Below are 7,474 nucleotides of genomic sequence, written 5' to 3' on the forward strand. Positions count from 1 at the left end.
CGTCGTGCCTTAGCGTCGAGCCGCCAGGAAGTTGGCGAGCAGCCGCGGGCCGTGCGTCGTGAGGAAGGACTCGGGATGGAACTGCACGCCCTCCAGCCCGGGCAGGGTGCGGTGACGCATGCCCATGATGAGCCCTTCATGCCAGGCCGTCACCTCCAGGCAGTCCGGGAGCCCCTCTCGCTCCACCACGAGCGAGTGGTAGCGCGCGGCGGTGAAGGGCCGGGGCAGCCCGTGAAAGAGGCCCTGCTCCTCGTGCTCGACTTCCGCCGTCTTGCCGTGGACGGGCACGGGGGCGCGCACGACTTTCGCGCCGAACACCTGCCCGAGACACTGGTGTCCCAGACAGACGCCGAGCAACGGCACGCGCCCACCGAAGGCGCGGATGACGTCCAGGGAGATGCCCGCGTCCTCGGGAGTGCCCGGGCCCGGAGAGATGACGATGCGCTCGGGCTGGAGCGACTCGATGTCGGCCACGGTGATGGCGTCGTTGCGCACCACCTTCAAGCGCGCGCCCAGGGCTCCGAGCGCCTGGACGAGGTTGAAGGTGAACGAGTCGAAGTTGTCGATGAGGAGAATCATCGCGCGCCTCGAGTCGCGGAAAGGGCGAGGAGCTGTGAGCGCGCCTTGTTGAGCGTCTCCTTGTATTCCTGGCGCGGCTGCGAGTCGTGGACGATGCCACCCCCCACCTGTGCGTAGGCTCGGCCGTCCTTCACGAGCAGCGTGCGGATGACGATGTTCAGGTCCATGTCGCCGGTGAAGGACACGTAGCCGAGCGAGCCGGTGTAGAGGCCACGCGCGTGAGGCTCCAGCTCGGTGATGAGCTGCATGGTGCGAATCTTCGGCACGCCGGTAATCGTCCCACCAGGGAACAGCGCGCCCACCACGTCGAGCGGCTCGATGCCCGGGGCGAGCTGGCCCGTCACCTCGGACTCGATGTGGAGGACGTGGGCGTACTCGACGATCTCCATCAGCTTCGTCACTTCGACGGAGCCGTAGGCGCAGACGCGGCCCAGGTCATTGCGCTCCAGGTCCACGAGCATCGCGTGCTCGGCGAGCTCCTTCTCGCTGGTGCGCAGCTCCTGGACGAAGCGCGCGTCCTCCTCGGGTGTGCCTCTTCGCCGGGTGCCGGCGATGGGGCGGGTGATGGCTCGGCCCTGCTCCACGCGGACCAGTCGCTCCGGTGACGCACTCACGACGTGGAAGCCGTCGCCTTCGAGGTAGCTGGCGAAGTGGACGGGGTTCGTGGCGGACAGCGTCTCGTAGAGCGCGAGCGGGTCGCCGGGGAAGTCGACCTCCAGGCGCTGCGAGAGGTTGACCTGATACGTGTCCCCGGCGCGGATGTACTCGCGCACGCGCTCCACCGCGTCCAGGTAGCCCTGCTGCGTGAAGTTGGAGCGAGGCTCCACGGTGGAGGTGCTCGGTGGTGACGGGGGCTCGGTGGGGACGGCTCGATGCACGTGGGCTTCGAGTGCATCCAGTCGTCGTGCGCAGTCCGTCCAGTCGGAGCCCGTGGCGATGGCGAGCAGGTGGCCTTCGAGGTGGTCCACCGCGAGGAAGGTGTCCACGAAGGACAAGGCGATGTCCGGCACCTTCAGGTCATCGTGGGGATGTCGCGGGAGCTTCTCGAAGTAGTGACTGGCCTCGTAGGCGAAGAAGCCCACCGCGCCGCCGAGGAAGAGGGGCAGGCCGGGAAGGCTCACGCCACGCCACTGCTTGAACAGCGCGCGGAGGGTGTCCAGTGGCGCGCCCACCTGGGGCTCGTCGTTGATGAAGCACTGGTTGCCCTTGGCGGAGAAGCGGAGGAACGGCTGCGAACCCAGGAAGGAATAGCGCCCCTCCTCGCTGACCCGGGTGCTCTCCAGCAGGAACCGATGTCCGGAGGGCAGGGCTCGCAGCAGGTCCACGGGACGCAGGGCGCCGGGCTCCAACCGTCGGACCACGGGGACTTGATTGAAACCCTGGGCCACGAGCGCGTCGAAGCGTGCTCGGTCCAGCGGAGGTGGAAGCGGCCGGGTGCTCATTCCGGGGCGCTTCCTAGCAGGAAGTCGAGAGTCCTTCGCGGGACTTCAGTCCGTCCCGGTGGGCCTGGATGGACCTGGCGCGGCCTGCTGCTCGCGTGACTGGCGAGCGAACCGGAGAATCTCGTCCTCGGAGAGCTGGTCGGTGCGCATGACGGAGCGGTCGGCCTTGAGCTGCTGCACCTTGCCTTCGCGCAGCACATGGAACTGTCCCGGCTTCTGCCCGGGGAGCCTGGCTTCGGCATCCACGCGGGCCTCGGTGAACATGGGTTTGACCTTCCGGATGGCGTTGTCTTCCTTCACCCGCCCCACGCACCAGGTGCGCACGTTCTCCCGGCACTTGTAGTCGAGGTCTCCGGGGCTCTGCGTGGCGAGCATGATGCCCACGCCCGCCGAGCGCGCCCGCTTGAGCAGGCTCTCCATGGGCTCCTTGGTCGCGGGCTTGCTCGTCGCGGGCAGGTACAGGTCCGCCTCGTCGAAGAGGAGCACGGCCTGAAGCTGGGGCGAGGGGTGCTGACTGGCCCAGCGGTGGGTCTCCAGCAGGAGTTGGGAGACCCAGAAGAGGACGCGCGGATTGTCCCCCAGGAACTTCGTGCTGATGATGCTCAGTCGCGTGCGCCCGGGGATGCCATGCACGCCGCGTCCAAGCAGCTCATCCAGGTCGAGCCGCTCGCCTCCGGACGTCAGCAGTGAGCGCAGGTTGATGCGCAGCACGCTGAGGTCCTGGGCGAGCTTCGCGAAGGTCTTCTGGGGAATTCCATCCGTGGCCTCCAGGAGCGCGGGGTCCTGAGAGGTGACGAACTGCTGGATGAGTTCGAGGGTGACTTCCTTGCCGAACGACTGGCCCAGCAGCAGGCGGAGGGCCTGGGCGAGCAGGGCCTTCGCGGCTTTGTCATTGGGGCTGGTTCGATAGTCGAGCATCCCGGCGATGGCATCCGCCGCTTGCTGAACGCCCTGCTCGCGTTCCTCGGCGGGCAGTGTCTCCATGCCGTGAGGGACGATGGGAATGGCCAGGGGTCTGCCATCCGAGCGCCCCGGCGTGTACAGCGCCACGTCCACGCGCTCGCGCAGCAGCCGGCGCCGCTCCTGGAGCACGGCATCTTCCAGTGGCTCGTTCCAGGACTCGGGGCGGGCATAGGTGGCGAGGTCGCCCTTCCTGTCCACGAGGATGACGGGGATGCCGCGCAGCAGGAGTTGCTCCAAGATGTTGAGCGCGAGCGTCGTCTTTCCGCTGCCCGAGCCACCGAGGAAGGCGCTGTGCCGCGTCAGCTCGGACGGGTCGATGGAGATGGGCTGCGTGAGGAGCCCTTCCGAGGCACCTATTCCCAGGGGGCCGGTGAGCACCTCGCGAGGCACTGGAGGGATTGATGCGGGAGTAACGCGAGGTACTGGGGGGAGGGAGGCGTGAGTGACGCGAGGCACCGAGGTGCCGGAGTCAGGAGTGACATGAGGCACCTGGGTGCCGGCTGCGGGAGTGACGCGAGCCCCGGGGGTAGCGGACAGGGGCGTGACCCGAGCCACCGGAGTGCCGGATGGGGGAGTGACGCGAGCCCCGGGGGTAGCGGACAGGGGCGCGACCCGAGCCACCGGAGTGCCGGATGGGGGCGTGACGCGAGGCTTCCGCGTGAGCCCTGGAACGGTGGCGGGGGGAGCCCGCGCGGCCGGCCGGCTCTCGTGCCCGGTCAAAAGCTCACTCACCGCCTCCATGTGCTGGGTGGCGTTTTCGACGTCATCGCCCACGGAGACCGGTGGCTGGCTCGGGGGGCGTGGTGCGGTGGGCGCACTTGCTGGACTCGAAGAGGCCTTGTCCAGGGGGCTCGGTGCGCCAGGCGCACTTGCTGGACTCGATGATGTCTTGTCCAGGGTGCGCGCCTCCGTGGTGCCACGCGTGGCTTCCGAACGAGAGGTCGACGCGGTGTCCTCGGTTGCGGCGTCGCGAAGCGGTTTCCCGAAGGGAGACGTCACCGAGCCATCGAAGAACCCGGCCTGCCTGGGAATGAAGCCGTTCTCCGTCCTGGCGCGCGATGGAGCGGGCGGGGCTGGGACTTCGGCGCTCTTCATGGCGCGGCTCGTGGGCTCGCCATCAGTCTTGGGACGCGCGGGCCCCGTGGGCGGAGGCGGAAGCCCGAGTCGCTCCAGCCCGAGAATGTCACCCATCGACTTCAGTCGCGTGACGGGCCGCGCGGTGCGGCTCCACTCCGCGAGGGCCGCCTGCGCCACGTGCTGGGCGCGGAAGTCTCGCAGGGCGGACAGGTCCCTCAGGTCGCTGTCTCCCAGGACCACGCGACGCCCACCCTGACGGAAGAGATGTCCCAGTTGATCCTCCACCACGGTCCCCTTCGTGGCCGGGAACTCGGAGGTCCGGACCAGGACAGGTGTCTTGCCGGCCGCGGCCTTGAGGGCCTCCGCCATCTGTCGACCCAGATGACCACCTCGGGAGCTGTGCTCACACAGCGCGAGGATGAGCTTGTTGCCCGACGGGTGGACGCCGACGTCCAGCAGGTCGTCACCGTTGCGCGTCTTCACCATGAAGCGGGGCGAGCCGTTCAGTTCCTCGCTGCCCATCTCGATGGCCCAGGCGAGCAGGGCCGTCACGTCGGACGGGTCCTCGGGCAGCTTCTCCTTGTAGGCGGCGCGGAAATCGGTCCACGCCTGGTCCATGTCAATGCCTGGTCCAACCGGGGGCTTCACGAGGTCCCCACCCAGGCCCTTGTTCGGAGACGGGAGCGGGAAGGAATCCGGGAGCCGCTGCAGGTCGATGGCCCGCTCTCGATACCGGCGGCACTCGTTCAAGACATCTCGTGCCCGCTGGCCGCCGAGTGCCTCGAAGCCCTCGGGAGGAATGGGATAGGTGGGCGTGCTGGGGTCGAAGGCCACGCCGCGCTGCTCATACAGGGAGCGGAGCCTGCGTGCCGCGATGTCCCGCGCGGTGCTCGCGGTGACGGTGCGCTCCAGCGTCCCGGGCTCCGGGTCGGTCTCGATACGGTCGACCATGGAGCGCGTCAGCAGGGGCCGCATCTTCTCCCAGTAGTCGGAGAGGCAGCAGACGACGACCACGGCCCTGGGCACCTTGCCCGCGATGGCGGCCAGCGTGTTCATCGCCCGGCGGAACGAGTTCTCCATCTGCGGACGCTGATCGAAGTCGCTGATGTCCTCGACCTGGTCCACGCAGAGCACCAGCGCATGGCCCAGCGCGCCCATGAGCCGGCCCAGGTGCTCCACCATCCGCGCGGGGCCGTCATCTGACGTGCGGGGAATGAGTTCTCCGATGACCTTCCGGTCCTCGGTCGAAATCTCCTCGCAGCGCAGCCAGTTGAAGATGCGGCGGTTGATGCGGGGGTCCCTGCGCTGGAAGTAGATGAGCGCGCGAAGCAGGTCCACTTCCACGTTCCGGAAGCGCGCGTCCGCGAGCAGTTCGTCCGCGACGGCTCGGACGGTGCCGTGCAGTTCATCGTCTTCGAGGATCTTCTGTTCGTGCTCGATGAGCGGCGCGAAGAGACTGGTGCACTGGCTCATCAGGGTGTTGGACAGGTGCATCAGACCGCTGTCGTCGCCCTGGGCCACGTCGTACGGGTGGTCCAGCGAGTCGATGAGGCTGGAGAGGATGTAGCGGTCGTAGTGCGAGGCATCGACGGTCATCGGCATGTAGCCGGTGAAGCCGCGCTTCTGTCCGTGCGCGTGGTTGCGGAAGGCGCGCACCAGGTGCGTCTTTCCGCTGCCGGACTCGCCGAGCAGGAGCAGGATTTTGCCGGTGTCGGGAGGAGGCGTGGTCGTCGCGCGGTCCAGCAGGCGCTTGAAGGCGCGGCGCGCGGGCGCGTTGAGCGTCTCCACGTCGAACGGGTCGGGCTGCCAGAGGTACTGGCCCTGTTGGACGCCGCTGAAGACCTCTCCGCTGTCGGAGAGGAAGACCTTGAGTCGAGGGTCGCTGGACATGCGCGCTCCTGGAAGGGCGAATCAGACGACGACGAAGTGGAAGCTGGCGCCGTAGGAGCGCACCTCGGACTCGGCGACGTCCGTGGGGTTCATGGCGGAGACGAGGTCGGCGCGAGTCAGGGACAGGCGTTGGGTGCGGTTGGCTTCCAGCAGCGCGGCCTCGAAGGCCTCCCGGTGGGGCCACTCGGGCTGGAGGGCCTTCCACACGTGGGAGATGAACACCTTGTCGCGGCCGAAGCGGCCAGTGGGCAGGGCTCGGGCCACCGAGAGGACGTGGTCGGCGAAGTCCTCCGTGCGTGGGGCCGGTGGCTTCGCGTCCCGGGTCGTCGGTGCGGTGGACACCACTGTGGGAACAGCGGGCTGCTCGGGGAGGAACCACTTGCGCAGGAGGGTCAGACGCACGGCTTCCGCGTCGGCACGTGTGGCTCCCGCGACGCGGGCGGTGAGCTGCTCCACGGCCTTGCGAGGGTCCTTCACCTCCGTGCCGAGCAGCTTGCCGAGGAGGTGCGCCTGTACGGCGGCGAGGGAGAAGGGGCGCTCGGTGTCGACGCCGAGCTGTCGCCAGAGGAGCCGGTCGCGGAGCTGGGGGAGGGAAGGGTCTCCCGCGCTCACGGCGGGGTACTGCCGGCCGAGTACGGCGGCGCGCACGCCATCGGCGTCAGCGAGTCGGGTCAGCACGGCCTTGGACGGAGTGAGCTCCAGGCTGTTGGCGAGCAGGTAGGTGGCCTTGAGCTTCTTCCAGGTCAGGCCCTTGGGGAGCTGTTCGAGGCGCAGGAACTGGAGGACGCGGGTGAGGCCGGCGCTGGTCAGCTCCAGGCCGGCCTTGTTCTTCCGGGCCACGAGCTGTTCTTGGAGCAGGTGCTCCAGCACGGAGTCGAGGAGAGTCTTCCACTCGGCGCGGCTGAGTCGGTGTTCCACGAAGGGGCGCAGGGCCTTGTCGAGGTCCGCTCGGGTGCCGGTGCGGTGGGGACGGGGAGCGAGCCAGGTGAGAGTGAGTCCCGCCAACCGGTTGTCAGCGCTGTCCATGCGTTGTCCTCTGCGAGGCGGCTTCTTGCCGCCGGGCGGCCATCAGCGTTTCGATTGTCTTGAGAATCTCTTCGTAGCGAGGCACCACGTCCTCCTCGAGGAAGCGGACGACCCAGTACCCGGCGCGCTGGAGCGCGAGGTCCTTGCGTCTGTCGCGGCGGAAGCGCTCGGTGTCGAGGAAGTGGTGGTAGCCGTCGATCTCCACGGCGAGCCGGAGCTCACGGCAGAGGAAGTCCACTTCGAGGGGGCGACTGCCGTCGCCGAGGTCCAGGGTGTCATTGAGGGCGAAGAGGCCCCGGGTGGCGGGGTGGACCTGGAGGATCTTGTTGTAGAGGAAGCGCTCGGCCTTGCTGCGGGCGCGGGCTTCGTCCTTCTGTCGGGCGACGTGGACGGCCTGCGCGCTTTCACGGAAGCGTTCGAGGAGGACGGGCTCGGCTTCGTCGTCCTTCGCGCGCGGAGTCTTGCGCGGGGTGCGGGGTGGTGGCGCGGGAGGGGGT

The 7,474-nt window shown here is 68.5% G+C and carries 5 protein-coding genes; all 5 read right to left on the reverse strand.

From position 1 onward, the window contains the following. Positions 1-9: 9 nt before the first annotated feature. Positions 10-579 carry an aminodeoxychorismate/anthranilate synthase component II gene (locus HR086_RS21740; protein ID WP_174462801.1) on the reverse strand — a complete coding sequence of 190 codons (570 nt, stop codon included), beginning with the start codon at positions 577-579 and terminating at the stop codon, positions 10-12. Further along, a complete protein-coding gene (locus tag HR086_RS21745; protein WP_174466546.1) occupies positions 576-2,021 on the reverse strand; it encodes an anthranilate synthase component I family protein in 1,446 nt (481 codons plus the stop codon). Before HR086_RS21745 ends, HR086_RS21740 begins: the two co-directional genes overlap by 4 nt. A gap of 45 nt (positions 2,022-2,066) precedes the next feature. Then, a complete protein-coding gene (locus HR086_RS21750) occupies positions 2,067-5,951 on the reverse strand; it encodes a helicase HerA-like domain-containing protein (protein ID WP_174466547.1) in 3,885 nt (1,294 codons plus the stop codon). A 21-nt stretch (positions 5,952-5,972) separates the two neighbouring features. Further along, positions 5,973-6,977: a hypothetical protein gene (locus HR086_RS21755; protein ID WP_174462798.1), complete on the reverse strand. Its 1,005-nt coding sequence runs from the start codon at positions 6,975-6,977 to the stop codon at positions 5,973-5,975. Beyond that, a partial coding sequence (locus tag HR086_RS21760; protein ID WP_174466548.1) for an endonuclease domain-containing protein occupies positions 6,964-7,474 on the reverse strand: 511 nt, incomplete at its 5' end. The genes HR086_RS21755 and HR086_RS21760, both read right to left, overlap by 14 nt.

This window comes from Myxococcus sp. CA039A, assembly GCF_013336645.1.
Taxonomy (GTDB): Bacteria; Myxococcota; Myxococcia; order Myxococcales; family Myxococcaceae; genus Myxococcus; species Myxococcus llanfairpwllgwyngyllgogerychwyrndrobwllllantysiliogogogochensis.

What these genes read in the sequence shown, in the direction of transcription:
- HR086_RS21740 (WP_174462801.1), bottom strand. Translation starts at nt 579, where the DNA reads ATGATTCTCCTCATCGACAACTTCGACTCGTTCACCTTCAACCTCGTC.
- HR086_RS21745 (WP_174466546.1), bottom strand. Translation starts at nt 2,021, where the DNA reads ATGAGCACCCGGCCGCTTCCACCTCCGCTGGACCGAGCACGCTTCGAC.
- HR086_RS21750 (WP_174466547.1), bottom strand. Translation starts at nt 5,951, where the DNA reads ATGTCCAGCGACCCTCGACTCAAGGTCTTCCTCTCCGACAGCGGAGAG.
- HR086_RS21755 (WP_174462798.1), bottom strand. Translation starts at nt 6,977, where the DNA reads ATGGACAGCGCTGACAACCGGTTGGCGGGACTCACTCTCACCTGGCTC.